Annotated in this window: 27 protein-coding genes and 1 pseudogene; 11 read left to right on the top strand and 17 right to left on the bottom strand. The window is 65.0% G+C overall.

Annotated features, from left to right (window positions below; genetic code table 11):
• Positions 1-171 precede the first annotated feature (171 nt).
• The gene (locus tag H7K34_RS11385; protein WP_264061999.1) at positions 172-801 is read left to right on the top strand and encodes an enoyl-CoA hydratase/isomerase family protein; all 630 of its coding nucleotides are present in this window, start codon (positions 172-174) and stop codon (positions 799-801) included.
• Here the strand turns inward: H7K34_RS11385 and H7K34_RS11380 are convergent.
• The 4 genes from H7K34_RS11380 to H7K34_RS11365 are packed head-to-tail and all read right to left on the bottom strand — an operon-like array spanning position 791 to position 5,625.
• Entirely contained in the window at positions 791-2,341 is a 1,551-nt protein-coding gene (locus H7K34_RS11380; RefSeq protein ID WP_264061998.1) for an acetolactate synthase large subunit, read from the bottom strand. The genes H7K34_RS11385 and H7K34_RS11380 overlap by 11 nt on opposite strands.
• Complete coding sequence (locus H7K34_RS11375; RefSeq protein WP_264061997.1) at positions 2,338-3,162, bottom strand: amidohydrolase family protein; 825 nt, start codon at positions 3,160-3,162, stop codon at positions 2,338-2,340. Before H7K34_RS11375 ends, H7K34_RS11380 begins: the two co-directional genes overlap by 4 nt.
• Positions 3,163-3,186: 24 nt before the next feature.
• Entirely contained in the window at positions 3,187-3,954 is a 768-nt protein-coding gene (locus H7K34_RS11370; RefSeq protein WP_264061996.1) for a fructosamine kinase family protein, read from the bottom strand.
• A gap of 18 nt (positions 3,955-3,972) precedes the next feature.
• On the bottom strand, positions 3,973-5,625 hold the full coding sequence (locus H7K34_RS11365; protein ID WP_264061995.1) for an acyl-CoA synthetase: 1,653 nt from the start codon (positions 5,623-5,625) through the stop codon (positions 3,973-3,975).
• Between the two features lie 34 nt (positions 5,626-5,659).
• Between H7K34_RS11365 and H7K34_RS11360 the strand changes: the two genes are divergently transcribed.
• Entirely contained in the window at positions 5,660-6,502 is an 843-nt protein-coding gene (locus tag H7K34_RS11360; protein WP_264061994.1) for a crotonase/enoyl-CoA hydratase family protein, read from the top strand.
• 29 nt (positions 6,503-6,531) lie between these two features.
• Here H7K34_RS11360 and H7K34_RS11355 read toward each other — a convergent pair whose 3' ends face one another.
• From H7K34_RS11355 to H7K34_RS11345, 3 genes are read right to left on the bottom strand one after another with little or no spacing between them, the layout of a single operon-like run.
• Positions 6,532-7,728, bottom strand: a complete 1,197-nt coding sequence (locus H7K34_RS11355) for a cytochrome P450 (protein WP_372510738.1) — start codon at positions 7,726-7,728, stop codon at positions 6,532-6,534.
• Positions 7,725-8,441, bottom strand: coding sequence for an acetoacetate decarboxylase family protein (locus tag H7K34_RS11350; RefSeq protein ID WP_264061993.1), 717 nt, complete (start codon positions 8,439-8,441; stop codon positions 7,725-7,727). The genes H7K34_RS11355 and H7K34_RS11350 overlap by 4 nt, the downstream gene beginning before the upstream one ends.
• Positions 8,442-8,485: 44 nt before the next feature.
• The gene (locus H7K34_RS11345; protein WP_264061992.1) at positions 8,486-9,526 is read right to left on the bottom strand and encodes an LLM class F420-dependent oxidoreductase; all 1,041 of its coding nucleotides are present in this window, start codon (positions 9,524-9,526) and stop codon (positions 8,486-8,488) included.
• Between the two features lie 81 nt (positions 9,527-9,607).
• Between H7K34_RS11345 and H7K34_RS11340 the strand changes: the two genes are divergently transcribed.
• Genes H7K34_RS11340 through H7K34_RS11325 form a run of 4 tightly spaced genes read left to right on the top strand, consistent with a single transcriptional unit; the run spans position 9,608 to position 13,280 of the window.
• Positions 9,608-10,603, top strand: a complete 996-nt coding sequence (locus H7K34_RS11340) for a Zn-ribbon domain-containing OB-fold protein (protein ID WP_264061991.1) — start codon at positions 9,608-9,610, stop codon at positions 10,601-10,603.
• A 15-nt stretch (positions 10,604-10,618) separates the two neighbouring features.
• Positions 10,619-11,683 (top strand): thiolase domain-containing protein, encoded by a 1,065-nt coding sequence (locus tag H7K34_RS11335; protein ID WP_264061990.1) that lies wholly within the window; start codon positions 10,619-10,621, stop codon positions 11,681-11,683.
• Complete coding sequence (locus H7K34_RS11330) at positions 11,683-12,876, top strand: thiolase domain-containing protein (RefSeq protein WP_108920377.1); 1,194 nt, start codon at positions 11,683-11,685, stop codon at positions 12,874-12,876. Before H7K34_RS11335 ends, H7K34_RS11330 begins: the two co-directional genes overlap by 1 nt.
• Entirely contained in the window at positions 12,873-13,280 is a 408-nt protein-coding gene (locus tag H7K34_RS11325; RefSeq protein WP_264061989.1) for a nuclear transport factor 2 family protein, read from the top strand. The genes H7K34_RS11330 and H7K34_RS11325 overlap by 4 nt, the downstream gene beginning before the upstream one ends.
• Here the strand turns inward: H7K34_RS11325 and H7K34_RS11320 are convergent.
• Entirely contained in the window at positions 13,277-13,801 is a 525-nt protein-coding gene (locus H7K34_RS11320; RefSeq protein WP_108920375.1) for a gamma carbonic anhydrase family protein, read from the bottom strand. The two genes, H7K34_RS11325 and H7K34_RS11320, sit on opposite strands and share 4 nt — an antisense overlap.
• Before the next feature lie 127 nt (positions 13,802-13,928).
• On the opposite strand from H7K34_RS11320, the gene H7K34_RS11315 reads away from it, so the two are divergent.
• Positions 13,929-15,101 (top strand): 3-ketosteroid-9-alpha-hydroxylase subunit A, encoded by a 1,173-nt coding sequence (locus H7K34_RS11315; protein WP_264061988.1) that lies wholly within the window; start codon positions 13,929-13,931, stop codon positions 15,099-15,101.
• Between the two features lie 5 nt (positions 15,102-15,106).
• On the top strand, positions 15,107-15,556 hold the full coding sequence (locus H7K34_RS11310) for a hypothetical protein (RefSeq protein WP_264061987.1): 450 nt from the start codon (positions 15,107-15,109) through the stop codon (positions 15,554-15,556).
• Between the two features lies 1 nt (position 15,557).
• Here H7K34_RS11310 and H7K34_RS11305 read toward each other — a convergent pair whose 3' ends face one another.
• Entirely contained in the window at positions 15,558-16,133 is a 576-nt protein-coding gene (locus tag H7K34_RS11305; protein WP_264061986.1) for a TetR/AcrR family transcriptional regulator, read from the bottom strand.
• Positions 16,134-16,241: 108 nt separating this feature from the next.
• Between H7K34_RS11305 and H7K34_RS11300 the strand changes: the two genes are divergently transcribed.
• Positions 16,242-16,532 (top strand): hypothetical protein, encoded by a 291-nt coding sequence (locus tag H7K34_RS11300; protein WP_264061985.1) that lies wholly within the window; start codon positions 16,242-16,244, stop codon positions 16,530-16,532.
• Position 16,533: 1 nt separating this feature from the next.
• Here the strand turns inward: H7K34_RS11300 and H7K34_RS11295 are convergent, their stop codons facing one another.
• The 7 genes and pseudogenes from H7K34_RS11295 to H7K34_RS11265 form a co-directional block, all read right to left on the bottom strand.
• Complete coding sequence (locus H7K34_RS11295; RefSeq protein WP_264061983.1) at positions 16,534-17,679, bottom strand: sulfotransferase family protein; 1,146 nt, start codon at positions 17,677-17,679, stop codon at positions 16,534-16,536.
• Positions 17,679-18,460: pseudogene (locus H7K34_RS11290) on the bottom strand (SDR family oxidoreductase). The gene H7K34_RS11295 and the pseudogene H7K34_RS11290 overlap by 1 nt, the downstream one beginning before the upstream one ends.
• Complete coding sequence (locus H7K34_RS11285; RefSeq protein ID WP_264061982.1) at positions 18,457-19,596, bottom strand: hypothetical protein; 1,140 nt, start codon at positions 19,594-19,596, stop codon at positions 18,457-18,459. The pseudogene H7K34_RS11290 and the gene H7K34_RS11285 overlap by 4 nt, the downstream one beginning before the upstream one ends.
• A 100-nt stretch (positions 19,597-19,696) precedes the next feature.
• On the bottom strand, positions 19,697-19,996 hold the full coding sequence (locus tag H7K34_RS11280) for a heme-binding protein (RefSeq protein ID WP_264061981.1): 300 nt from the start codon (positions 19,994-19,996) through the stop codon (positions 19,697-19,699).
• A gap of 61 nt (positions 19,997-20,057) precedes the next feature.
• Entirely contained in the window at positions 20,058-21,116 is a 1,059-nt protein-coding gene (gene dmpG / locus H7K34_RS11275) for a 4-hydroxy-2-oxovalerate aldolase (protein WP_108920367.1), read from the bottom strand.
• Positions 21,113-22,033, bottom strand: a complete 921-nt coding sequence (locus tag H7K34_RS11270; RefSeq protein ID WP_264061980.1) for an acetaldehyde dehydrogenase (acetylating) — start codon at positions 22,031-22,033, stop codon at positions 21,113-21,115. Before H7K34_RS11270 ends, dmpG begins: the two co-directional genes overlap by 4 nt.
• Before the next feature lie 52 nt (positions 22,034-22,085).
• A complete protein-coding gene (locus H7K34_RS11265) occupies positions 22,086-22,871 on the bottom strand; it encodes a 2-keto-4-pentenoate hydratase (protein WP_264061979.1) in 786 nt (261 codons plus the stop codon).
• A gap of 72 nt (positions 22,872-22,943) precedes the next feature.
• Between H7K34_RS11265 and kstD the strand changes: the two genes are divergently transcribed.
• Together kstD and H7K34_RS11255 are read left to right on the top strand one after the other, a co-directional pair.
• Positions 22,944-24,626 carry a 3-oxosteroid 1-dehydrogenase gene (kstD, locus tag H7K34_RS11260; protein WP_264061978.1) on the top strand — a complete coding sequence of 561 codons (1,683 nt, stop codon included), beginning with the start codon at positions 22,944-22,946 and terminating at the stop codon, positions 24,624-24,626.
• 1 nt (position 24,627) lies between these two features.
• On the top strand, positions 24,628-25,488 hold the full coding sequence (locus H7K34_RS11255; protein ID WP_264061976.1) for a MaoC/PaaZ C-terminal domain-containing protein: 861 nt from the start codon (positions 24,628-24,630) through the stop codon (positions 25,486-25,488).
• A 64-nt stretch (positions 25,489-25,552) separates the two neighbouring features.
• Here the strand turns inward: H7K34_RS11255 and H7K34_RS11250 are convergent, their stop codons facing one another.
• Positions 25,553-26,392 carry a hypothetical protein gene (locus H7K34_RS11250; RefSeq protein WP_264061975.1) on the bottom strand — a complete coding sequence of 280 codons (840 nt, stop codon included), beginning with the start codon at positions 26,390-26,392 and terminating at the stop codon, positions 25,553-25,555.
• Positions 26,393-26,432 lie beyond the last annotated feature (40 nt).

The following is a 26,432-nucleotide window of genomic DNA, read 5'->3' as shown; positions in this document are numbered from 1 at the left end:
GGCTGTGCCACCCGGCCTTTCAGCACGACCGGCTATTGGCGTTACTGGGGCCGATCGTGTTCGGGGCCCGGGTCCGCGCCTCGGCGAGGACCCGATGCGCCGCCTCCGGATCGGTGCGGCGGTACTGCGACCCTAAATCGGTCGCTCCATCCGGTATGACGGTACCGACTTGTGCGGACCCGCGTTACCCAAAATCGCAATGACAACTGCCGATGCCGGTACCCGGCCCGTAGCGGTCGGCCACGACACACAAATGATGCGTCACTTCGGGCGGATACACGATCAACACGCCGATCATCGCGCGCGATCAACGGCGACTGCATCGCCGGAGGGCATGAGCTCGCCGAGTTCTGCGACATCCGGATCACCGTTCCCCATGCGCGTTTCGGACATCAGGAGATCAAGTGGGGGCTGATGCCCGGTGCTGGCGGCTGCTCTCGCCTGCCGCGGATCGTCGGACTGGGACGCGTGATGGAGCTGATCCTGACTGGGCGACTCTACGACGCCGACGAAGCATTGCGAATTGGCTTTGTCACCAAGATCGTCGAGCCGCGCGGTTTGACGGATGAAGCACTGACGATAGCGGGGCGAATCGCCTGCAACGGGCCGCTTGCGGTGCGGGCCGCCAAACAGACGATCCTGCGCGGGGTCGGACGCCCCCTGACCGACAACATCCCGTTCGAGACCGAGACATTGAGCTATCTGTGCAAATCCGAGGATTGGACGCGCGGCCAACAGGCTTTCCTGACTGGGGGAAAGGCCGGAGCTCCTCGGTCGATGACGTGGTGCCTTAGCCCGTGATTGACGGCACCACGGCATCGATCAGATGCGGCCCGGGTTCGGTGAAGGCGTCGCGCAGCGCATCAGCCAACTCCTCGGCGGTGTTCACGCGCCGGGCCGGTACGCCCATGCCCTCCGCAATCTTGACGAAATCCATTGTAGGACGGGATAAGTCAAGCAGGTCCAGCGCCTTAGGGCCGGGTGCAGAGCCGGCGCCGACACGTTGCAGCTCGATCCGCAAGATATCGTAGGCGCTGTTGTCGTACAGCACGGTGGTCACATTGAGGTTCTCGCGCGCCTGCGTCCACAGACCCGCAATCGTGTACATCGCCGACCCGTCGGATTCCAGGCAGAGCACTGGGCGATCCGGGGCGGCCACCGCGGCACCCACCGCGGCGGGGATGCCATAACCGATCGCCCCGCCGGTCAGCGTCAGCCAATCATGGGCGGGTGCTCCGGCGGTAGTCTGCGCGAGCAGCAGGCCCGAGGTGTTCGACTCATCGACGACGATTGCCCGTTCGGGCATCAGTGCGCTGATCACGTCCGCCACCGACGCGGAGGTCAGTGCGCCGCTCGGCAGCTGCGGGCGCGACGCGGCGGCCACCGGGGCGACCGTGCCGGGCGCGATCTCGTCGGCCAATGCCACCAGCGCGTCGCTCGCACCGCTGTGCGCGGCGAGCACGTGCACCTCGCAGCCGGCCGGTACCAGGTCGCTGGGCATATTCGGGTAGGCGAAGAAGGACACCGGCGACTTGGCGCCGGCCAGCACCAGGTGCTTGGCACCGTCGAGTTGCGCGGTGGCGGCCTCGGCGAAGTACGCCAACCGCTCGACGGCAGGGATGCCGGCACCGCGTTCCAGGCGCGTCGGGAAGGTCTCGCATATGACCCGGGCACCGGTTGCCTCGGCTATCCGCACCGCCGCGGCCAGCCCGCGGGCACGGGTGGCGTCGCCGCCGACCATGATCACCGTCGGTTCGCCCGACCGCAGCAGCTCAGCGATCTCGGGCGCCAGCAGCGGGTCGGCGCCCGCCGGTTGCGCAGGCGTTGCGGCCGCGGGCTGGGCACCGTCCGACCAGGACGCGTCCGCGGGCAGGATCAGCGTCGAGATATGAGAGCCGGCCCGGCTCGCGGCGATGGCCTCGGCGGTGTCGTACCCGACGTCGGCCGCGGCGCCGGCGCGGCGCACCCACCCCGAGACACTGCCCGCGAGCGCATCGATGTCGGATTCCAGTGGGGCGTCGTACTTTTTGTGATAGGTGGCGTGGTCGCCGACGACGACCACCATCGGCACGTGCGCCCGGCGCGCGTTGTGCAGGTTGGCCAGACCGTTACCCAGTCCGGGCCCCAGATGCAACAGCACTGCCGCTGGCCGATCGGCAATGCGCGCATATCCGTCGGCAGCGCCGGTGGCGACGCCTTCGAAAAGCGCTAGCACGCCACGCATTTTCGGAACGGTGTCCAGGGCGGCAACGAAGTGCATCTCCGAGGTGCCGGGGTTGGCGAAGCACACCTCGATCCCGCCATCGACCAGGGTGTTGATCAGAGCCTGCGCACCGTTCACCTGTTTGCCTCCAGTCTGAATACGCGTCCGGCATTGCCGTAGAGAAAGTCCTGGCGAGCCTCGTCGCCGAGTCCGAGTTCGTCGAGCCCGACCAACGCGTGCTCGTGAGTGATCATCGGATAGTTGGTGCCGAACAAGACTTTGCGTTGTCCGGTAGCGGTTTTCATGAATCGGATCAGTTCTTCCGGAAGCCGCCGGACGGTGTAAGCGGACGTATCGATGTAGACGTTCTCGTGTTTGCGCGCGACGGCCACCATCTCCTCGGTCCACGGGTACCCGACGTGTCCGCACACGATCATCAGCTCGGGAAAGTCCAGGGCCACCTGGTCGATGTAGGGAATCGGGCGTCCGGTCTCCGAGGGCTGCAGCGGGCCGGTGTGGCCGACCTGCGTGCAGAACGGGACGGCGGCCTCGACACACTCGGCGAAAAGTGGGTAGTAACGGCGATCGGTGGGCGGCGCGTTCCATAGCCAGGGCACTACTCGCAGCCCGACGAACCCTTCGCCGACCCGTCGACGTAGCTCACGCACAGCCTGCATCGGACGATCCAGGTCGACGGTCGCCAGACCGGCAAATCGGTTTGGGTGCAACCGCATCCATTCGGCAACCTCATCGTTAGAGATCAGATCCTGACCGTTCGGGCCACGCCAGGCACTGAGCAGGCCGAAGCCGACGTCGGCCGCGTCCATCGCCGCGATCGTGACGTCTATTGGGATGTCAGCGTCAGGTATGGACCCGCCGGTCCAGCGTCGCAGCGACGCCAAGAAGTCGCTGCGCAGGAACCGCGCGGTCGGGTGCTGCATCCACACATCGATCGTCATTGCGATCGACTGTAGACGCCGACATCAAGCGTCCAGCGCCGCGCGGGCACAAGCGTGCGTCCGCCGGGCGTGCCCGCCCCCGAACAGGACGACATGAGCCAGCAACGGAAAGAGCTGGTGCAGCCCGATTCGACTGCGCCAGCCCGGTTGCAACGGTCTCATCTGTTGATAGCCCGCGATGATGGCTTCGTAATGCGGGCAGCCGAACAGCGCGAGCATCGCCAGGTCGCTCTCGCGGTGGCCGGCGTGTGCGGCCGGGTCGATCAGCACCACGCCGTCGGGTGTCCACATCACATTGCCGCCCCACAGATCACCGTGCAGTCGCGCCGGCTGATCACCATCCTCGAAATCACCAGCACGGCAACGCGTCATCACGGCGTCGATCGTGGCGCGCGCCGGCTCATCCAGGCGCGCCGCCGCGAGCTCGAGCATCGGAGCCAACCGTTCTTGCGCGTAGAAGTCGCCCCAGCGTTGGTGGCGCCGCAGCGACATCGGCAATGGCTGCGACAACGGCCCGAAGAAGCCGGGCCCATCCCAGCCGTCGGGACCCGCGCCGAACGCCGGAGCTCCCGCGTCGTGCGTGATAGCCAGTTGGCTGCCGAAGATGCGCGCCGCCTCCGGATCGGGGCTCACCGATTCAAGTCGCCGCAAGGTCAGGCTTGTGGCGTCAACCGAGACAATCGGCGCGCTGGGCACGCCTGCGCCGACCGACGAAAGCCAACGCAGCCCCGCGGCTTCCCAGGCGAAGTAGCCGGTGGGCGCGCCCGAGTGGTGTTTGACGAAGTCGGTCACTCCGCGGCTAGCTGCGGATCATGCAGTGGCGTGAGCCGCGTGCACGTCGTCGGCGGGCCGGGCCTCGGTCTGCTCCTTGGCCCACCGGTAGTCCGGCTTCCCGGCCGGCGAGCGCTTCACCTCGTCGACCAGCCAAAGACTGCGCGGGACTTTGTATCCCGCGATCTCGGAGCGCACGAAGGCATCGAGCTCCGCAAGCGAAGGCCGCGTCCCGGGCCGCGCCTGCACAACGGCGGCCACGTGCTGTCCATACCGAGGATCAGGCACACCGACCACCAGTGCGTCGAAGACGTCGGCGTGCCCTTTCAGCGCGGCCTCGACCTCCTCGGGGTAGATCTTTTCGCCGCCGCTGTTGATCGACACCGAGCCGCGGCCCAGCATCGTGACGGTGCCGTCCTCCTCGACGGTGGCGAAGTCCCCGGGGATGGCATAGCGGACGCCGTTGATGGTCTTGAACGTCTCGGCGGTCTTCTTCTCGTCCTTGTAGTAGCCGACGGGAATGTTGCCCTTCTTGGCGATGAAGCCGCGGACTCCGGAGCCCGGCTGGACCTCGTTGCCGTCGTCGTCCAGGACGACGGTCCGGTGGTCGATCGCCACGCGCGGGCCGCCGCTGTGCGGCGCGTCCTTGGCGACGATGCTAGTGCCCCCGAAGCCGGTTTCCGATGAGCCGATCGAGTCGGTGATGACCCGGTTAGGCAGCAGCTCGAGGAACTTCTCCTTGATGCTCGGTGAGAACAGCGCCGCGGTGGAGGCGAGCAGGAACAGCGACGACAGATCGTATTCGTTGCCTTTGTCCTGGTGTGCCAGCAGCGCGTCCAGCAATGGTCGCGCCATCGCGTCGCCGGTGAAGAACAGCAGGTTCACCTTGTGGTCGTGAATCGTGCGCCAGACCTCGTCAGCGTTGAATTCCGGTGCCAGAACGGTGGTTTGGCCCGAGAAGATCGACATCCAAGTCGCGGATTGGGTGGCGCCGTGGATCATCGGCGGAATCGGGTGGCGGACCATCGGCGGATTGGCCGCAGCGGCCTTCGCCAGGTCGTACTCGTCGGAGATGAATTCACCTGTCGCGAAGTCGGTTCCACCGAACAGCACGCGGTAGATGTCCTCGTGGCGCCACATCACGCCTTTCGGGAACCCGGTGGTACCACCCGTATACAGCAGGTAAATGTCGTCGGCGCTGCGTTCGCCGAAGTCGCGTTCGGGTGAGCTTTGCGCGATCGCGGAGTAGAACTCGACGCCGCCGTAGCGGCCGAAGTCGTCGTCGCTGCCGTCCTCCACGACCAGGACGGTCTTGACATTGGGGGTCTCCGGCAAGACATTCGCCACCCGGTCGGCGTACTGGCGCTCGTGGACCAGCGCGACCATGTCCGAGTTGTCGAACAGGTACCGAAGCTCGCCCTCGACGTAGCGGTAGTTGACGTTGACCAGGATGGCGCCGGCCTTGATGATGCCGAGCATCGCGATGACGATTTCGATGCGGTTGCGGCAGTAGAGTCCGACCTTGTCGTCCTTCTGCACACCCTGTTCAGCCAGGTAGTGGGCAAGACGGTTGGCCTTCTCTTCCAGCTCGGCGTAGGTCAGCTGTTGATCGCCGCAGATGAGCGCTACACGGTCAGGCACGGCGTCGATGGCGTGCTCGGCAAGATCGGCAATATTCAGGGCCACGGCCACCAAATTAGAACGTGTTACATTTCTTGACAAGTTCATGCCCGCCGTGAAGGGAAAGGCGATAGCCGTGGCCGAGGCGCCAGCAAACGTTGAATCCGGACCCGACGCACTGGTTGAGCAGCGCGGTCACACGCTGATCGTCACCCTGAACCGACCGCACGCCCGCAACGCGCTGAGCACCGAAATGATGGAGATCATGGTGCAGGCCTGGGACCGCGTCGACAACGATGACGACATCCGCTGCTGCATCCTGACCGGGGCCGGTGGCTACTTCTGCGCCGGGATGGACCTCAAGTCAGCAACCAAAAAGCCGCCGGGCGATTCGTTCAAAGATGGCAGCTACGACCCGTCACGCATTGACGCCCTGCTCAAGGGCCGTCGGCTGACCAAGCCGCTGATCGCGGCCGTCGAGGGTCCCGCGATCGCAGGCGGCACCGAGATCCTGCAGGGCACCGACATCCGCATCGCCGGCGAGAGCGCGAAGTTCGGCATTTCGGAGGCCAAGTGGAGCCTCTACCCGATGGGCGGTTCCGCCGTCCGGCTGGTGCGCCAGATCCCTTACACCGTGGCCTGTGACTTGCTGCTGACCGGCCGGCACATCACCGCGGCCGAGGCCAAAGAAATGGGGCTGATCGGGCACCTGGTGCCCGACGGGCAGGCGCTGACCAAGGCGCTCGAGATCGCCGAGCTCATCGAGAACAACGGCCCCCTGGCCGTGCAGGCGATCCTGCGGGCCATCCGCGAGACCGAGGGCATGCACGAGAATGACGCGTTCAAGATCGACACCCAGATCGGTATCAAGGTGTTCCTGTCCGACGACGCCAAGGAAGGCCCACGGGCGTTCGCCGAGAAGCGCAAGCCGAACTTCCAGAACCGCTAACGCTCGCCCTTTCTCGCGCCGCGGACGCCTTACGCCAGCGGCGCGCTTGGGGTGAAGGCCACCGGCATCTTCTCCAGGCCGGACACGAAGTTCGCGGGACGTAACGGCAGGGCGGCACCCGGAGAAGCCAGCCGCATGTCAGGCAGCCGCTGCAGCAGGCGGGTCTGCATGATCGACAATTCCAGCCGGGCGAGCTGATTGCCGAGACAGAAGTGGGTGCCGAAGCCGAACGCGAGGTGGTTGTTCGGGTAGCGCTCGATGTTGAAGCTCTCCGGCTCTTCGAAGACCTTCTCGTCGAAGTTGGCCGACTCGAACAGCAGGATCATCTTCTCGCCCTCATGCAACGCGGTGCCGTGGAACTCAGTGTTCGCGGTGATCGTGCGTGCCATGTTCTTCACCGGCGCGGTCCAGCGCAGCATCTCTTCAATTGCGTTGGGCAGCAAGCTCAAATCGCCCGCCAGGCGCTGGTGCTGATCGGGGTGCTGCAGCAGTTGCCTAGTTCCGCCCGACAGCGTGTGCCGGGTGGTCTCGTCGCCGCCGATCAGCAGCAGCAGCACCTCGGTGACGATCTGGTGGTCTTCGAGCTGCGCGCCCTCGACCTCCGCGTGCACGAGAACGCTGACCAGGTCGTCGGTCGGCTCGTTCTTGCGGCTCTCGATCATGCCCATCATGTATTGGCTGTAGGTGGCGAAGGCCTCCATCGTGACCTGGACGTCCGCCTCGGCCGCGGTGCTGCTCAAGGAACTGACCAGATCGTCGGACCACTTGAGAAACATCGCGCGTTCCTCGGGACGCACACCAAGCATGTCGCCGATGACCGCCATCGGCAGGGGCGCGGCGAGGTCCCAGACGAAGTCGCACTCGCCGCGTTCGCACACCGCGTCGATCAGCGTGTCGCACAGCGAGGTGATCGATGCCTCTAGGTTCTTCACCCGCTTGCGGGTGAAGCCGTAGTTGACGAGCTTGCGGCGCAACAGATGTTGCGGATCGTCCATTTCGATCATCATCTCGACACCCGGCTGGTCGGGTCGGATGCCGCCGGCATTCGAGAACAGCTCGGGGTTGCGCTCGGCCTCGATGACGGACTGATACGTCGAGGCCGCGGCCAGCCCGTTGCGGTCTCTGAAGACCGGCTCGTTCTCGCGCATCCACTTGTAGATAGGCCGGGAGTCACCGGCGTAGAAAGCACCGTCCGTCAAATCGACGTCGGGTTTGGTCATCGTCATGAGATCTCCTGGGCATCGCCGAATGTCATCTGAACCTGGTCAGCAGAGCTGGACAACATTGCATGCTTCGGAAGCCCCAGCAATGCAAGCTCTTTCGCGTATGGGTGATCACCCAGCCGGACGCGTACGCCGCCAAGCCGCGTCCGCACGCCGTCCAGCGTGTGCCCGAAGGCGGTCTCGCGGGTAATCCCGTCGCGGTGTGAGTAGCTGCGCTGCGCCTGCTGGCGAGGGGTCAGCCGAATCGGCAGGCCGGGACGGAAGTCCATGCCGATCACCAGTTGACCGTCGATCGTGCAGTCGAACCCGAACTGCCGGCCGTCACGAATGGCGAAGTCCGCCATGACTTTCGGATAGCCCCATATCTTGGTTCCGGCTTCCAGCGTAAATTCCTGGTCGACGGGCAGGTGGTGAATGAAGGCGCCGGCCGACTGCAGGGCTCGTAGCCCGCTCGCGGTCGACCCGGGCGGGTTGACCATCACGCTGGTGCCGAATTCGTAGTACTGGCCCAGGTCTCCGTCGATGTAATGCATCAGCATCAGCACCACGATCGCGCGCCTGGGCAGGTACCGGCAGACCTGCAGGCCGCTGTAGTCGATCAGGTGCTGGGCGGCGTCGGCGTCGACCGAGAACATCGCCATGTGCTGATTTGCCTTGTGAATCTGCACCGGCATCGTGATCACCGTGCCGGCGATCGTGTGCTGCGAGGCTGTCATCCGGTCAATCTAGAACCCGTTCTACTGACGGGGCAAGCCCCGGCCTAGATCAGCGCGGCAAGGTCTCGGACCTGCTCGGGAGAGCGACCAGAGACCACCATCATCGTGACGCCGGCGGCCTCCCAGGCCTTGATCTGCTTACGCACGTAGTCGACGTCACCGACGATCGCGGCGTCGTCGATGACCTCGTCGGGGATGATCTGGGCGGCCTTGTCCTTCTGGTTGCTGCGGAACAGCTTGGTGACGTCGTCGACCACCTCGGCGTAACCCATCCGGCGGTAGACATCGGCGTGGAAGTTGGTGTCCTCGGCGCCCATCCCGCCCATGTAGAGCGCGATGTAGGGCTTCATGGCCGCAAACGCAGCGGCGCGGTCCTCGGTGATGACGATGTTGGCCGTCGCGCAGATCTCGAAGTCTTCGCGGCTGCGGCGTGCGCCCGGCCGGGCGAAGCCCTCGTCCAGCCACTCGTTGTAGGTGTCGGCCATCCGCGGCGTGTAGAAGATCGGCAGCCAGCCGTCGCAGACCTCGGCGGCCAGCGCCACGTTCTTCGGACCCTCGGCGCCGAGCATGATCGGGATGCCGGCGCGCAGCGGGTGGGTGATCGGCTTGAGCGGCTTGCCCAGGCCGGTAACCGGTCGCCGGGCCCCGTCCTTCAAAGGCAGCGGGTAGTGGGGGCCGTCGCTGGTCACCGGCTCCTTGCGGGCCCACACCTGCCGGATGATGTCGATGTACTCGCGGGTGCGGGCCAGCGGTTTGGGGAATGACTGGCCGTACCAGCCCTCCACGACCTGCGGCCCGGACACGCCGAGTCCGAGAATGTGCCGCCCGCCGGACAGGTGGTCGAGGGTCAGCGCGGCCATCGCGCACGCCGTCGGTGTCCGCGCGGAGAGCTGGACGACCGACGTGCCCAGTCGGACCCGCTGCGTCGACGATCCCCACCAGGCCAGCGGCGTGTACGCGTCAGAGCCCCACGCCTCGGCGGTGAACACGGCGTCGAACCCGCTGGCCTCGGCCTCGCCGACGAGCTCCGCGTGGTTCTCCGGCGGCTGAGCGCCCCAATATCCCAGCTGCAAACCGAGCTTCATTTCTCCGCCTTTCCCGGCCAGAATGGACCCGACCACGACCCAATGTTGAAACGGTTCTTAGAACCTGTTCTACTCGAAGGCGTGACAGCCACTTCGAGCGGCCCGACCACGACCGATCACTCCGAGCCGCCTCTCTCAGCGCCGTTAACTCTGTCCTTCGACTACACCCGTTCAGTCGGTACCACGCTAAGCAAGTTCTTCACCGCACTGCGTGAGCACCGCGTCCTCGGGGTTCGCGGATCGGACGGCCGGGTGCATGTGCCACCGGCGGAGTACGACCCGGTTACCTACCAACCGCTGGGCGAGATGGTACCGGTCTCGTCTGTCGGGACAGTGGTGTCCTGGACCTGGCAGCCCGACCCGCTGGAGGGCCAGCCGCTGGACCGGCCGTTCGCCTGGGCTCTGATCAAGCTGGACGGCGCCGACACCCCGCTGCTGCATGCGGTCGACGCCGGCGAATCGGACAAGATCAAGACCGGCGCGCGGGTGCATGCGCATTGGGCCGATGAGACGGTGGGTGCCATCACCGACATCGCCTACTTCGCGCTGGGCTCGGAGGAAGAACCCGTCGCCGACCCGACTTCTGGCGACCAGGACCCGGTCACGATGATCGTCACGCCGGTCTCGCTGACCATTCAGCACACCGCCTCCCACGAGGAAAGCGCCTACCTGCGGGCGATCGCGGAAGGCAAACTGCTGGGCGCCAAGACCGGCAAGAGTGGCAAGGTCTACTTCCCGCCGCACGGCGCGGACCCGGCCACCGGCCAGCCCACCACCGAATTCGTCGAGCTGCCGGACAAGGGCACCGTCACGACGTTCGCCATCATCAACATCCCGTTCCAGGGCCAGCGCATCAAGCCGCCCTACGTCGCCGCCTACGTGCTGCTCGACGGCGCCGACATCCCCTTCCTCCATCTGGTCGCCGACACCGACGCGAACGAGGTGCGGATGGGCATGCGCGTGGAAGCCATTTGGAGGCCTCGCGAGGAGTGGGGATTTGGCATCGACAATATCGAGTACTTCCGGCCTACCGGTGAGCCGGACGCCGAGTACGACACCTACAAGCACCACCTGTAAAGGGCCTACCTACACATGAGCGAACGCAATGTTGCGGTGGTCGGCTTTGCCCACGCGCCGCATGTCCGCCGTACCGACGGCACCACCAACGGTGTCGAGATGTTGATACCCTGCTTCGCCCAGCTCTACGAAGATCTGGGTATCGCCAGGACCGATATCGGCTTCTGGTGTTCGGGATCGTCTGATTACCTTGCTGGACGGGCATTTTCGTTCATCTCGGCCATCGACTCAATTGGAGCTGTTCCGCCGATCAACGAGTCGCACGTCGAGATGGACGCGGCCTGGGCCCTTTACGAGGCCTACATCAAGATCCTGACCGGTGAGGTCGACACCGCGCTGGTGTATGGCTTCGGCAAGTCCTCGGCCGGGATTCTGCGTCAGATCCTGTCGCGGCAGACCGACCCCTACACCGTCGCACCACTGTGGCCGGACTCGGTGTCGATGGCCGGACTGCAGGCCCGCATGGGGATCGACTCCGGCAAGTGGACCGAAATACAAATGGCTCGCGTCGCGTTCGATGCGTTCGCCAACGCCCGCCGGGTCGACAAAGTGGAGTCGGCGGTCAATGTCGAGGACCTGCTCGAGCGGCCCTTCTTCGCCGACCCGCTGCGACGCCACGACATCGCACCGATCACCGACGGCGCGGCCGCGATCGTGCTGGCCGCCGACGAACGCGCCCGCGAGTTGCGCGAAAACCCAGCCTGGATAACCGGAATCGAGCATCGCATCGAGACCCCGGTGCTCGGTGCACGCAATCTCACCGAATCCCCATCCACCAGGGCGGCGGCCAAGATCGCCACCGGCGGCAACACGTCCAACCTCGACGTTGCCGAGATTCATGCGCCCTTCACTCACCAACACCTGATCTTGGCGGATGCCATCCGGATCCCAGGGAAGACGAAAGTCAATCCGTCCGGCGGTGCGCTGTCGGCCAACCCCATGTTCGTTGCCGGCCTCGAACGAATCGGATTTGCAGCACAACATATCTGGGATGGTTCTGCGAACCGGGTGCTGGCGCACGCCACCAGCGGGCCTGCGCTGCAACAGAACTTGGTCGCGGTCATGGAAGGAAAGAACTGATGGCCGGTGCAGGTGCGCACCTCGCCGCGGTACTGGGTACCGGGCAAACCAAGTACGTAGCTAAGCGCAAGGACGTTTCGATGAACGGCCTGGTGCGCGAGGCGATCGACCGTGCGCTGGAAGACTCCGGTTCGACCTTCGCCGACATCGACGCGGTCGTGGTCGGCAAGGCGCCGGACTTCTTCGAGGGCGTCATGATGCCGGAGCTGTTCATGGCCGACGCCGTCGGCGCCACCGGCAAACCACTGATCCGGGTGCACACCGCGGGTTCGGTCGGTGGGTCCACCGCGGTGGTGGCCGCCAGCCTGGTGCAGTCCGGCAAGTATCGGCGCGTGCTGGCGATGGCATGGGAGAAGCAGTCGGAATCAAATGCCATGTGGGCGTTGTCGATTCCGATCCCCTTCATTAAGCCGGTCGGCGCCGGGGCGGGTGGCTATTTCGCCCCGCACGTGCGGTCCTACATCCGCCGCTCGGGCGCTCCGTTGAACATCGGTGCCATCGTCGCGGTCAAGGATCGGCTCAACGGGGTCCGCAACCCGCTGGCCCATCTGCACCAGCCCGACATCACGGTGGAAAAGGTGATGGAGTCCCCCATGCTGTGGGACCCGATCCGCTACGACGAGACCTGCCCGTCCTCCGACGGTGCAGCAGCGGTGGTCATCGGCAACCAGGAAGTCGCCGAAGCCCGGGTGGCACAAGGACAGCCGGTGGCCTGGATCCATGCCACCGCGTTGCGCACCGAGCCGCTGCAGTTCTCGGGCCGCGACCAGGTCAGTCCGCAGGCCGGTCGCGACGCCGCAGCTGCCCTGTGGAAGGCAGCCGGCATCAAGAGCCCGATCGACGAGATCGATGCCGCCGAGATCTACGTACCGTTCTCCTGGTTCGAGCCGATGTGGTTGGAGAACCTGGGGTTTGCCGCCGAGGGTGAGGGCTGGAAGCTCACCGAAGCCGGCGAAACCAAGATCGGCGGACGGCTGCCGGTGAACGCGTCCGGTGGCGTGCTCTCGTCGAACCCGATCGGCGCCTCGGGCCTGATTCGCTTCGCCGAGGCGGCAATCCAGGTGATGGGCAAGGGCGGCGACCACCAGGTACCCAACGCCCGAAAAGCGTTGGGACACGCCTACGGTGGGGGTTCGCAGTACTACTCCATGTGGGTGGTCGGTGCTGACAAACCCGAGAAAGTAAACGCATGACCGCGCATCCCGCGCATGAGGCCGGCCGCCGCTCCCGCGAGGCAGTGATGGCCAGGGACAAGGAAGCCTGGCTGGCGGTCTTCGCCGACGACGGCATTGTCGAGGACCCCATCGGACCCTCGGTGTTCGACCCCGAAGGCAAAGGACACCGCGGCCGTGACGCGATCTCGGCGTTTTGGGACAAGGCCATCGCCCCCACCACCAAAATCGAGTTCGTCTTCCGCGACACCTATCAGTGCGGCAACGAGGAAGCCAACGTCGGGCACATCCTGATCACCACGGGCGAGTACCAGACGACTGCCGAGGGCGTGTTCACCTATAAGGCGAACGACGAGGGCAAGATGGTGGCCCTGCGCGCCTATTGGGAGATGGACCGCGCGGCCGCCAATACCCAGAAGCTCTAGATCGCCTCCAACCCGTTGAGATGGCGTTGCGCCAGCTCGCGGTAGGCCTGCGGATTCAGGTTGATCCACATCTCGGCGCCGGTTCCGGCGATCGGGCCCTTGATTTGTGCCGGCGACCCGACGACGAGCACGCCAGCCGGAATCTGAGTGCCTGCCGTGACCAGAGAATGGGCGGCGACCAAGCTGCGGGCGCCGATCACCGCGCCGTCCAGAACAGTGGCGTGGTTGGCGATCAGTGCCTCTGAACCGACGTGAACTCCGTGGATGACGCACAGATGAGCCACCGTGGCACCCGGTCCGATATCGACGGGGATCCCGGGAGGGGCGTGCAACACCGACCCGTCCTGCACATTGGCGCCCTCTCGCACGACGATCGGCCCATAGTCGCCGCGAAGTACGGTGTTGAACCAGACCGACGCCCCGGCCTCGACCGTGACATCGCCGATCAGGGTCGCGGTCGGCGCCACGAAAGCCGTCGGATCGATCCGTGGCGCCCGACCCTCAAATGCGAACAGTGGCATCGTCTAGATATACCCCAAGCATCAAGCACCTCCCGAGACAACGCAGCTAGAGCCGCTGTCGTTGCGCGTCCGTGGGTCAAAACTGTAACGTGTTCTAGTTAGAGGGCAAGCAAGTTGGAGGTGACAGGTGACTACCGACACAAAAGCGGTCGGCATCCGGGAAATCGATCCCGGCGCGTTGCCGACCAGGTACGCCCGCGGCTGGCACTGCCTGGGCGTGGCAAAGGACTTCCAGGACGGTAAGCCGCACTCCGTCGAGGCATTCGGCACCAAGCTGGTGGTCTTCGCAGACTCGCACGGGGACGTCAAGGTCCTCGACGGCTACTGCCGCCACATGGGCGGGGATCTGTCCGAGGGCACCATCAAAGGCGACGAGATCGCGTGCCCGTTTCACGACTGGCGTTGGGGCGGCGATGGCCGCTGCAAGTTGGTGCCCTACGCCAAGCGGACACCCAAAACGGCGCGGACCCGCTCCTGGACGACCGACGTGCGCGGTGGTCTGCTGTTCGTTTGGCACGATCACGAGAACAACCCGCCGGACCCGGCCGTCCAAATTCCGGACATCCCGGAATCCCACAGTGACGAGTGGACCGAGTGGCGTTGGAACAGCATCCTCATCGAGGGGTCCAACTGCCGCGACATCATCGACAACGTCACCGATATGGCGCACTTCTTCTACATCCACTTCGGGTTGCCGACGTACTTCAAGAACGTCTTCGAGGGCCATGTCGCCTCGCAGTACCTGCACAACGTGGGCCGGCCCGATGTCAACGATCTGGGCACTTCCTACGGCGAGGCTCACCTGGATTCCGAAGCGTCCTACTTCGGTCCGTCGTTCATGATCAACTGGCTGCACAACAGCTACGGCGGCTACAAGGCCGAGTCGATTCTGATCAACTGCCACTACCCGGTGACCCAGAACTCGTTCGTGCTGCAATGGGGCGTCATCGTCGAAAAGCCCAAGGGCATGGACGAAAAGATGACCAACAAGCTATCCAAGGTTTTCACCGAGGGTGTCAGCAAGGGCTTCCTGCAGGACGTCGAAATCTGGAAGCACAAGACCAGAATCGACAACCCGCTGCTGGTCGAGGAAGACGGCGCCGTATACCAGTTGCGTCGCTGGTATCAGCAGTTCTATGTCGATGCCGCTGACGTCGAGCCGGAAATGGTGGCGCGCTTCGAGATCGAGGTGGACACCACCCGCGCCATTGAACACTGGAACGTCGAGGTCGCCGAGAACCTGAAGGCACAGGATGCCGAAGCCCCTGCGGCCGAAGAAGTTCCAGCCGAACGGCACTGATTCTGATGCCTGACGATCAGCCGGCGGTTCCCGACGTCGATCGGCTCGCCCGGTCGATGCTGTTGCTACACGGGGACGGCCACGATCACGAGGACGACAAGCCAGCTCGCGACGGCGGGTCTGGAACCTGGTCGAAGTCAAGAGATTTCGCCGACGACCCGCAGCGCGCGGCCGCGGTCCGCGAGGCTAGCCGTGCCGACCGGGAGCGCTATCTCACATCGGGCCTGCAACCGGTGGATTGCCGCTTCTGCCACGTCACGGTGACCGTTCGCAGGCTGGGGCCGGGACACACCGCGGTGCAATGGAATGCCGCGGCGTCGCAGCGGTGCGCCCACTTTGCCGAAGTGCGTGAGTCCGGCGGCGACACCGCACGAACCAGGTCGTGCCCCAGGCTGAGTGACAGCATCGAACATGCGGTCGCCGAGGGCTATCTCGACCGGCCGGACAGCGACTGACTCAACGCCGGTGGGGCAGTTGAGTAATCGCCTCGAATGCGTCGAGGAACACCGCGGTGATGTCCTCGTCACGCGCGCTGACTATCGGTCTCTTCTGTAGCAGGACACGCTGCACGCCGATACCTAACAGCAGTGCGGTGACCATGTCGGCACGGATCCTGGCGTGGTCAGCCGTTATGCGCTTGGCCAAGTTGCGGGTGATGCCGGCATCGAGTTGCGCGTTCAGTCGAGCCACTACCGAAGGATCCTCGCTGGACCGCAGCAGTGCGAAAAGCGGCGCATCGACGTCCTGGCGCGATGCTAGGACGCGTGCAATCATCTGCTGCCCCACTGCGTTGTCGGGTGCATTCCGGATCTCGTCCAGGTTGCCTGAGACATCCGTGGCAGCCTCGAAAAGTTGTTGTTTAGAGCCGAAATAGCGGCGAACAAGTGTGACATCAACTCCGGCACGCCCCGCCACCTCACGCAATCCGACAGCGCTGTAACCCTGGCTCAGAAACAGTTCGCGGGCCGCATCCAGCAGTCGGGCTTTCGTGGCGCTGGCGTCGCGGCGCCGCGGCGGCGGCAGATCAGCCATCAGGCGGCTCCCTTCACTTTGTCTACGACTGTAGACAAAGTCATGCCGCCACGCTAGCCTGATGGATGTCTACAAATGTGGACATCGTGTCTGCTCTGGGAGGTTCTCGTGACGGGAGTCATGCTTGTCAGACATCGAGTCGCTGACGTCGGGCAATGGAACGCCATCTTCGGTGATCCAGGGCTCGACGCAATCCGGCGCCGGCACGGGCTGGTGGTGACCGGGACCTACCTGGACGGAACCGATCCCGATACCATCATCGTCGTCATGGACATGCAGAACATAGAAGCGGCAAGGCAATTCGCGGCTTCTGCTGAGCTCGCCTCGGCCCGTGAACAAGCCGGTGCGATCGGATCTCCCGACGGCGTGTGGTTTGGGCCCGAAAAGGTCAACAGCTAGGTCACAGCCCGGCGAACCGCTCCTTGACCTCGTCGGCGGTGAGCCCGTAGTCGGCCAGCGAGTACTTGTGCTTGGGAGCCCGGGCCCCGGTCTGACTCTCGGCGTGGCTGTCCTCCATCGCCTTTCGGGCCTCGTCGGTCAGCGTCATGCCGAAGTGGTCGTACACGTTGGCGACCGTCCCAAGCGGATCGTCGATCAGATCGCGATAGGCAACGTCATAGAACTGAGCCGGGTTGTGCTTGGCGCGTGCGGTGTTGAACTGCTCCAAACCGCGCGACCACGTCTCCATTGAGTCGGCACCGATCTGGGCGCCCGAGAAGGTCGTCGACCATCCCTCGGCGGTGTGCTGCGCAAGCGAGCACATCGAACCCATGATCGTCTCCACCGGCCGGTGGGTCTGGATCACCAGGGCATCCGGGTAGGTCGCCATCAATGCGTCCAGCGCGAACAGGTGGCTGGGATTCTTGAGCACCCAACGCTTTTCGGCATCGTTCAGCCCGATCAACTGGAGGTTTCGGCGGTGCCGCTGATATGACGGCTTCCAGTCCTGCCGGGACAGCCCCTGGGAATAGGTGGGTAGGTGCGACAACGTCTCGTATGACACCGAATGCAGCGACTGCCGTAACAGCTGCCAGCACTCCTCCAGCTCGTATGCGGCCATGAAATGCAGGCCGGTGTACTCGGGGTTCTCCGCGTGAGCCTTGTCGAACTGCGCGTTCAGCTGGCTGTACCACGGGTTGGAGTCCCAGGTGTCACGAGGCGGACGCGGCTGCGGGAACTCGGCCAGCCACAAGTGCAGGCCCTGATGGGCCGGGTCCGCGCCGAGCAGGCGATGCAGAATCGTGGTGCCGGTGCGCGGCAGCCCGGTGACGAAGATCGGCCGCTCGATGCCGACCTCAGTGTGCTGGGGGTATTGCTTCCAGGCGGACTCGGAGAACAGCCTGGCTACCAGTGCGCCGCGCAGGAAGAATCGATTCATCTTGCTGCCCAACCCGGTTAGGCCCGCATCACGCTGGTAGGACTCCAGCAGTACACCGAGGGCTTCGCGGTAGTTGTCGTCGTCGACGCCGAAGTCGTCGAGTCCGACCAGCTTTATTGCCGACGCGTGCATGTCCTCGACAGTGCCGACGTCGGTGCGCTCTGCCATCAGTTGTGGTACTCCCCGCAATTGACGTCCAGGGTCTGCCCGGTGATACCGCTGGACAGGTCGCTGGCCATGAACAGAATCGCCGAGGCCACCTCATCCTCGGTCGGCAGCCGCCTCAGGTCGGAGTTCGCCGCGGTCGCCGCATAGATCTCCTCTGCCGTGGTGCCGTACTTGCCGGCTTGGTGATTGAAGTAGCCCTGCAGCGTCTCGCCCCAGATGTAGCCAGGTGCAACGGAATTGACGCGAATCCCCTGCTCACCCAGTTCGGTGGCCAGCGAATGCGACATCGCCAGCAGCGCGGACTTGGCCATCTTGTAGGCGCCGTACTTCGCCTGCGAGTGCCGAATCACCATGGAGTTGACGTTGACCACCGAGCCCTTCGACTCGGCAAGCGCCGGCGTGAAGCCCTGGATGAGCCGCAGCGCGCCAAGCGCGCTGAGTTCGATAGCGTCGCGAATATGCTGAAAGGTGTGCCCGAGAACGGTTTCAGCGACGGCACCCGAAAGGCGTTGTTGACCAGCACATCGACCCTGCCGTAGGCCTCCAAGGTCTGCGCAACGAGGTTGTTCACCTGGTCGTCGTCGGTGATGTCGGTGCGCACCGTCGCCGCACGACCGCCGGCGTCGGCGATCTGCTTGGCGACGTCGTCCAGGCGTTCTGGGGTGCGGGCTGCCAGCACCAGATCGGCTCCCTCCCGCGTGCACCGGTGCGCCAGCGTGGTGCCCAGGCCCGGGCCGACACCACTGATCACCACAACCTTGCCGTCGAGCAGCTTCGTCATCCCAGCATCCTTGCTTGAATTTGTTGGTGGCGCAGTGCAATTCGCGCGCGCCAGTCATCCTCGGAAATCTTGTTGTGCTCGAAATACGGCAACTTGCTGGCCACCGCGTCGAGGTCAACCAGCTCCACGGTAGGCCCGTCCGCATCGGTCAGCTCACGCGATACCCGTTGCCAGCGGAACTGCAGATACCCGCGACGGTGGCCTAGCGTCTCGACCCAGTTGGTCACGCCCGGATTCTGGTCGGCGACCACGATGCGAACCTTTCCGTCCGGATCCGCCTGTGCCTGCGTGTTGTTCAGCGACGTCTGGTGGTTGATGTAGTCCAGCGAGATGTACCACAGGCTGCCGAGCTGGAAGCCGAGGTAGGGCGCGTCGCTGACCGGAATCGTGATCACCAGCGCCTGGTCGGGCCGCAGATCCCAATGCCCGACCGACGAGTACTGGGTGGCCAGCCCGCCCGGCGTCAACCGGGGCGCCACCATGGTGTTGACCGGGAGATTGTCATAGAACCACTGCGGGAATTGCAGCCAGGTCTTCACCCGTTGCACCAACTGCTTTCCCGCTGTGGCATAACGCTTTTGGATTAGGTCGCGAGTCAGCGGCGGCGGTGCGGTGCCCGCGGTATCGGTGCGGGCGATAGCCAGCGTGCCGCGTTGAGCCGACCAATCGCCGTACACCTCGCGCATCACCAACTGCCCCGGGCTGGTCGGTGTCACCCGCCACTCGAAGGTCCCGTCGGCCGCGATCTCAAGCTCGCGGTCATCGAACGCGGCCTGGCTGGCGGGCACGTTGTCGTCGGTGTACTCGCCGCCGAGCAACTGGAAGCTCAGGTCGGTGGTGGTGCCGCGCCGGCCGGTGACGACGTACCCGTGGTTGGCGTGCACCCGGGTGCCGAAGTACAGGGTGTCAGGGTTGTCCAGGGCCATCTTGGTGAACGGGCCGGTTCCCGACTGCAGGAAGGGATGGTCGCGGTCATAGTCGACGGCCAGATGGATACACGCCGAGATACACCCGGCCAGATATTGCATTCCTTCGAGCAGGTCGGCTTCGGTCTCAATATGCGGTGCGGCGGCGACCAGTTTCTCGGCCTCGGCGATCGCGGAGGTTAGGGGATCGGAAAAGGAGTGGGTGGACACGCCTAGACGCTAGAACGTGTTCTACTTTTTCGTCAATGGCGAACATTCCCGCGCGTCGCCGCTCACGTTTACCGACTTGAAAGACTAACCCCGCCGATCGCTACGAGGCGCACTGCTGCGACAGGTCGACCAGATGCTGCCGCACATCGGGATGCCGACTCAGGTAGTCCATCACGTTGGGGCCGCCGCCCTCCGCCGCCGACTTGGCGGACAGCGACGCCTTGACGTCGGGATGGCGCGTTAGGTACGCGTCGATGGACTGACCCACGGTCTGATTGCACGGATCCGCATTAGCTACGGGCAGTGCGATCAGCGTCGCGGCGGTAGTAGTCAGTAGCCCCCCGGCGAGCAGGCCGTACAGTCCGCGACGACGAAGGCCGCGTGTGTTGGATGTGCTCATGTGGGTGAGGCTACCCACACCAGCTATGTCCGGGCTGTGTCCAGACTGTGCGCGGGTGCAGTCAGCGCGCGACCGCGGCGCCGCCGTCTCGCTCCCTTTTGATCTCCAGCGCGATGTCGATGAGCTGGTCTTCCTGGCCACCGATCAGCTTGCGCTGGCCCGCCCGGTGCAACAGCTCGTGAGCCGGGACGCCGTAGCGCTCGCCCTGACGGACGGCGTGCTTGAGGAAGCTCGAGTAGACCCCGGAGTAGCCCATGATCAGCGCGTTGCGGTCGAGTAGGCACTCGGCCGGCATCGCCGGGCGCACCACGTCCTCAGCGGCGTCGGCGATGTCGAAGAAATCGATACCGGTCTTGACGCCGATCTTGTCGAACACCCCGATCAGGGCCTCGACCGGCGCGTTGCCCGCACCGGCGCCGAACCGGCGCACGCTGCCGTCGATCTGCTTGGCACCCGCGCGCACGGCCTCGACCGAGTTGGCCACCCCGAGCCCGAGGTTCTCGTGCCCGTGGAAACCGACCTGGGCGTCGTCGCCGAGCTCGGCAACCAGCGCCTGCACCCGGTCGGCGACGCCGTCGAGCACCAGGGCGCCGGCCGAGTCGACGACGTAGACGCACTGACAGCCGGCATCCGCCATGATGCGGGCCTGGGCGGCCAGCTTCTCCGGCGCGATGGTGTGAGCCATCATCAAGAACCCGACGGTTTCCAGGCCCAGCTCGCGAGCCAGACCGAAGTGCTGGATCGAGACGTCCGCCTCGGTGCAATGCGTGGCGATCCGGCAGATCGACCCACCATTGTCCTGAGCCTGTTTGATGTCCTCCTTGGTGCCCACGCCCGGCAGCATCAAGAACGCGATCTTGGCTTCTTTGGCCGTCTCGGCGGCGAGTTTGATCAGCTCTTGCTCGGGGGTCTTGGAGAAGCCGTAGTTGAACGACGAGCCGCCCAGTCCGTCGCCGTGGGTCACCTCGATCACCGGCACCCCGGCCGCGTCGAGGGCGGTAACGATGGCCTGGACCTCATCGGAGGTGAATTGGTGGCGCTTGTGGTGTGAGCCGTCGCGCAGCGACGTGTCCGTCATGCGGACGTCCCAAACCGGGTTGAAGAAGATGTCGGTACTCATGCCTGTGCTCCTCCCGCCGTTGCGGACAAGGATTCCTTCGCGATCTCTTCGCCGACCTTCGTGGCCGCGGCCGTCATGATGTCGAGATTTCCCGCGTACGGGGGCAGGTAATCGCCGGCACCCTCGACTTCAACGAACGTCGTGACCAGGGCCTGACCGCCGGAGTGCATCGACGGGTCGTCGAACTGCGGATCGTTGAGCAGCCGATATCCGGGGACATAGGTCTGCACCTCGGCCACCACGTCGTGGATGGATTTGGCGATCGCGTCGCGATCGGCATCCTCGGGGATGGCGCAGAAGATGGTGTCGCGCATGATCATCGGCGGATCGGCCGGGTTCAAGATGATGATCGCCTTACCGCGCTGCGCCCCACCGATTGTCTCGACGCCCCTGCTGGTGGTCTTGGTGAACTCGTCGATGTTCGCGCGCGTGCCGGGGCCGGCGGACAGCGATGCCACCGATGCCACGATCTCGGCGTAGGGCACCTTCACGACTCGCGAGACCGCGTACACGATCGGGATGGTGGCTTGCCCGCCACAGGTGATCATGTTCACGTTCGGGGCATCCAGATGCTGGCGCAGATTCGCCGGCGGGATGACCGCCGGGCCCACCGCGGCCGGCGTCAGGTCGATGGCCCGGATGCCGGCGGCCTCGTACTTGGGCGCCGCGTCCCGGTGCACATAGGCGCTGGTGGCCTCGAACACCATGTCCGGCTTCTCGGACTGGGCGAGTAGCCAGTCGACCCCCTCATGGGTGGTCTCCAGACCCAGCTTGCGAGCCCGCGCCAGGCCTTCGCTTTCCGGGTCGATCCCTACCATCCAGCGCGGTTCCAGCCAGTCCGATCGCAGTAGCTTGTAGAGCAAGTCGGTGCTGATGTTCCCCGACCCCACAATGGCGACGCTTGCCTTCGACGGCATGATGCTCCCTTTTTCGAAGCCTTAAATCGACTGATTCAAAACTAATCCGAGCCTATTCAAACGACAAATGAACTGTGCCCAGCCCCGTGAAGTCGGCGACGAACTCGTCGCCGGGGCGAGCATCGATCGCCTTTGTGCAGGAGCCGGGAAGCACTACGTCACCTTTACGCAGCCTCACCCCGAAGCCTTCCACCTTGCGAGCCAACCAGGCCACCGCGGTCACCGGGTTTCCCAACACGGCGTCGCTGCGACCCTCGGCGATCACCTCGCCGTTGCGGGTCAGCACCGCGTCGATCGTCTTGACGTCGAGGTCGGCCGGCAATACCCGCGCCTTCCCCAGCACATAACCCGCCGAAGACGCGTTATCGGCGATGGTGTCGCACAACCCGATCTTCCAGTCGGTGATCCTGGTGTCTATCAACTCGATCGATGGCACCAGGGCCTCGGTGGCCGCCAGCACGTCCTCTTCGGTGCACCCGGCACCCGGCAGGTCGGCGGACAGGATGAAGCCCACCTCGACCTCCACCCGCGGAAACAGGTACTTGTCGGCCCTGACCGGGGTGTCCTCGAACACCTGCATCTCGTCGAGCAGGTGGCCGTAGTCCGGCTCGTCGACCCCCATCATTTGCTGCATCGCCTTGCTGGACAGACCGACTTTATGGCCCAGCACGCGGGCACCCTCGGCGACCCGCTGCCGGATGTTGATCAGCTGGATCTCGTAGGCGTCGACGACGTCGATGTCTGGGTGGGCGGACGTCAGCGGCGGAATTGGCAGCCGGCTGCGTTCGGCTTGCGCCAGGTCGGCGGCCAGCTCGTCGCGGATCGCAACACTGAGCATTTACCGAAGTCCCCTCGTCCGTTTGACCGGGCCGGTAGCGGCCAGCCCGGGCAATTCTATAACGTGTTCTACATGACAGCGCAGGAGTACGACGTCGTCGTGGTCGGAAGCGGCGGAGCCGGCATGGTGGCTGCCCTTGCAGCCGCGCACGGAGGCCTTTCGACAGTAGTCATCGAAAAGGCCCCGCATTTCGGCGGCTCCACTGCTCGTTCCGGCGGCGGTGTGTGGATCCCGAACAACGAGGTCCTCAAGCGCGACGGGGTGAAGGACACGGCCGACGCGGCCCGCACTTACCTGCACGGCATCATCGGCAAGGCCGTCGAGCCGGAGCGCATCGATACCTACCTGCAGCGCGGTCCCGAGATGCTTTCGTTCGTTTTGAAGCACACGCCGTTGAAGATGTGCTGGGTGCCGAAGTACTCCGACTACTACCCGGAGGCGCCGGGCGGCCGCGCAGAGGGACGCTCGATCGAGCCGAAGCCGTTCAATGCGCGCAAGCTCGGCGAAGACGAAGCCGGACTCGAACCTGCCTACGGCAAAGTGCCACTCAATGTGGTTGTGATGCAGCAGGACTACGTGCGACTCAACATGCTCAAGCGGCACCCTCGGGGAGTGCTGCGCAGCTTGAAGGTCGGCGCTCGCACGATGTGGGCGAAGGCAACCGGTAAGAACCTGGTCGGCATGGGCAGGGCGCTGATCGCTCCGTTGCGGATCGGGTTGCAGCGGGCCGGGGTTCCCGTCCAGCTGAACACCGCGCTCACCGACCTGTATGTCGAAGACGGCGTGGTGCGCGGCGTCTATGTCCGCGACACCGGAGCGTCGGAATCTGCTGAGCCGCAACTGCTCCGGGCACGGCGCGGCGTGATCCTGGCCAGCGGTGGTTTCGAGCACAACGAGCAGATGCGGGTGAAGTACCAGCGCGCACCGATCACCACCGAGTGGACTGTCGGCGCCAAGGCAAACACCGGTGACGGCATCATCGCAGGCGAAAAGCTCGGCGCCGCACTGGATATCATGGAAGACGCGTGGTGGGGACCAACGGTGCCGCTGGTCGGTGCACCGTGGTTCGCGTTGTCCGAGCGCAACTCGCCGGGGTCGATCATCGTCAACATGTCCGGCAAGCGATTCATGAACGAGTCGATGCCCTACGTCGAAGCCTGCCACCACATGTACGGCGGGGAGTTCGGCCAGGGGCCGGGGCCGGGCGAAAACATTCCCGCCTGGCTGGTGTTCGACCAGCAGTACCGGGACCGCTACATCTTCGCCGGATTGCAGCCAGGACAACGTATTCCGACGAAATGGATGGAGTCCGGTGTCATCATCCGGGCCGACACACTCGAGGAGTTAGCCGAGAAGGCAGGCCTGCCGGTCGCCGAGTTCAACGCAACCGTGGCCCGATTCAACGGCTTCGCCCGCGCGGGTGTGGACGAGGACTTCCGCCGCGGCCAGAGCGCCTATGACAGGTACTACGGCGACCCGACCAACAAGCCCAACCCGAACCTGGGCGAGCTCGCCCAGGCGCCGTATTACGCGGCCAAGATGGTGCCGGGCGACCTGGGCACCAAGGGTGGTATCCGCACCGACGTCAACGGCCGTGCGCTACGCGACGACGGCAGCATCATCGACGGCCTCTACGCCGCGGGCAACGTCAGTGCACCGGTGATGGGGCACACCTACCCCGGCCCGGGCGGCACCATTGGACCGGCGATGACCTTCGGATACCTCGCCGCACTGCACATCGCGGGGGAGAACTGACATGCCGATCGACGTAGAAGTCGCGCTGGCCGCTGAGCTGGAGCCCCTCGAATTCTCTTGGTCCAGTAGCGATATCCAGCTGTATCACCTGGGGCTTGGTGCCGGCCGCGACCCGATGGACCCGCGCGAATTGCGCTACCTGATCGACGACACTCCACAGGTGCTGCCGACGTTCGGCAATGTCGCGGCGTCCTTCCATATGACCAAGCCGCCGACGGTGCAGTTCCCCGGCATCGACATCGAATTGGGCAAGGTGCTGCACGCCAGCGAGCGGATCGAAGTACCTGGACCGCTGCCACCGTCGGGCTCCGCCACGGCGGTCACCCGGTTCACCGATATCTGGGACAAGGGCAAGGCCGCGGTGATCTGGAGCGAGACGACCGCGTCTGCGCCGGACGGGACCGTGCTATGGACGCAGCGGCGGTCGATCTTCGCCCGCGGTGAAGGCGGATTCGGCGGTGAGCGTGGGCCGTCGTCGTCGGACGGAGCTCCCGATCGTGCTCCCGACCTTGAGGTCGACGTACCGATCCTGCCGCAGCAAGCGCTGTTGTACCGGCTGTGTGGCGATCGCAACCCGTTGCACTCCGATCCCGAATTCGCCGCCGCAGCAGGCTTTTCCCAGCCGATCCTGCATGGCCTGTGCACCTATGGCATGACGTGCAAGGCCATCGTCGATGCGCTGCTGGACGGCGACGCTTCCGCGGTGGCCGCTTACGGCGCGCGCTTCGCCGGTGTGGCATTTCCCGGCGAGACGCTCAAGGTCGGCATCTGGAAAGACGGCAACCGCTTGCTGGCCAGCGTTGTCGCGCCTTCGCGCGACAACGCAGTGGTGCTGTCCGGGGTCGAACTAATCCCGGCCTAGGGCTGCTCTGCCGCGGCCGAGCGTGCCGCGGCAGTCACGTTCGGGCTCCGGGGTGACTGCACCGTCACGTTCGACGGGCGCGGGCTGCGCGGACTCGCCGGACGATCTCCGCCGGTCGGTCCCCCGCGACGACCCGGATCACGATCCAGCCCTTGTGCTGCAACCTCTCCAATCGCCTGATATCCCAACCGAATTGCGAGCGATCGCTGCGATGATGATCGCCGTCGTACTCCACGGCGACTTTGACGTCCTCCCAGCCCATGTCCAGATACGCGATCGCATTGCCACATTCGTCGAGCACCGGAATCTGCGTCTGCGGTCGAGGCAGCCCAGCCTGGATCAGAACGACGCGCAGCCAAGTCTCTTTCGGTGACTGCGCGCCCGGATCGACAAGATCGAGTGACACACGAGCACGCTCAACACCCCGACGTCCTCGGTACCGCGCCGCCAGCAACTCGACGTCGGCCGTCTTGAGTTCGGTCGCCCGAGCCAGCGCATCGACTGCTGCGACCGCTGTCATAGTCGGATACCAACAGCCAAGGTCAAGCGCAGTCCGAACGGCAGTTGTTACCGGAACGCCAGCTATCAGCTCGAACTCGTCACTCTCGATCCGGTCTCCCCAGATCTGCAAACCTGGCAGCGGATGCCGGTTGTCGTGAATGATGTCGACTGGCCGCGCGTTATCGACCCACTTGCTGCCATGCAATGCCGCGGCAGAGAAGCCGGCGATCACGCCGCGGCGTCGGGACCACAGCCATGCACCGCAGGCACGCAGCAGGGGTGTCAGCTCGGTACCTTGGCTGACATAGACGTCGCGGAACACCCGGGTGAAGTGCCGTCGCAGCTGATTGGGTGACGTGATACCGGCGGCAACTGCCTCGCTGCCGATGAATGGTTCCCCCATGGCGGCAGTGTGCCAGCGCTTACCGACACCGTCTCGAGCG

The sequence above is a fragment of the Mycobacterium montefiorense genome, assembly GCF_025823255.1.
GTDB classification, from domain to species: Bacteria; Actinomycetota; Actinomycetes; order Mycobacteriales; family Mycobacteriaceae; genus Mycobacterium; species Mycobacterium montefiorense.
The sequence above is the reverse complement of the archived record's forward strand: the minus strand, read 5'-3'. Positions and strand labels throughout refer to the sequence as shown.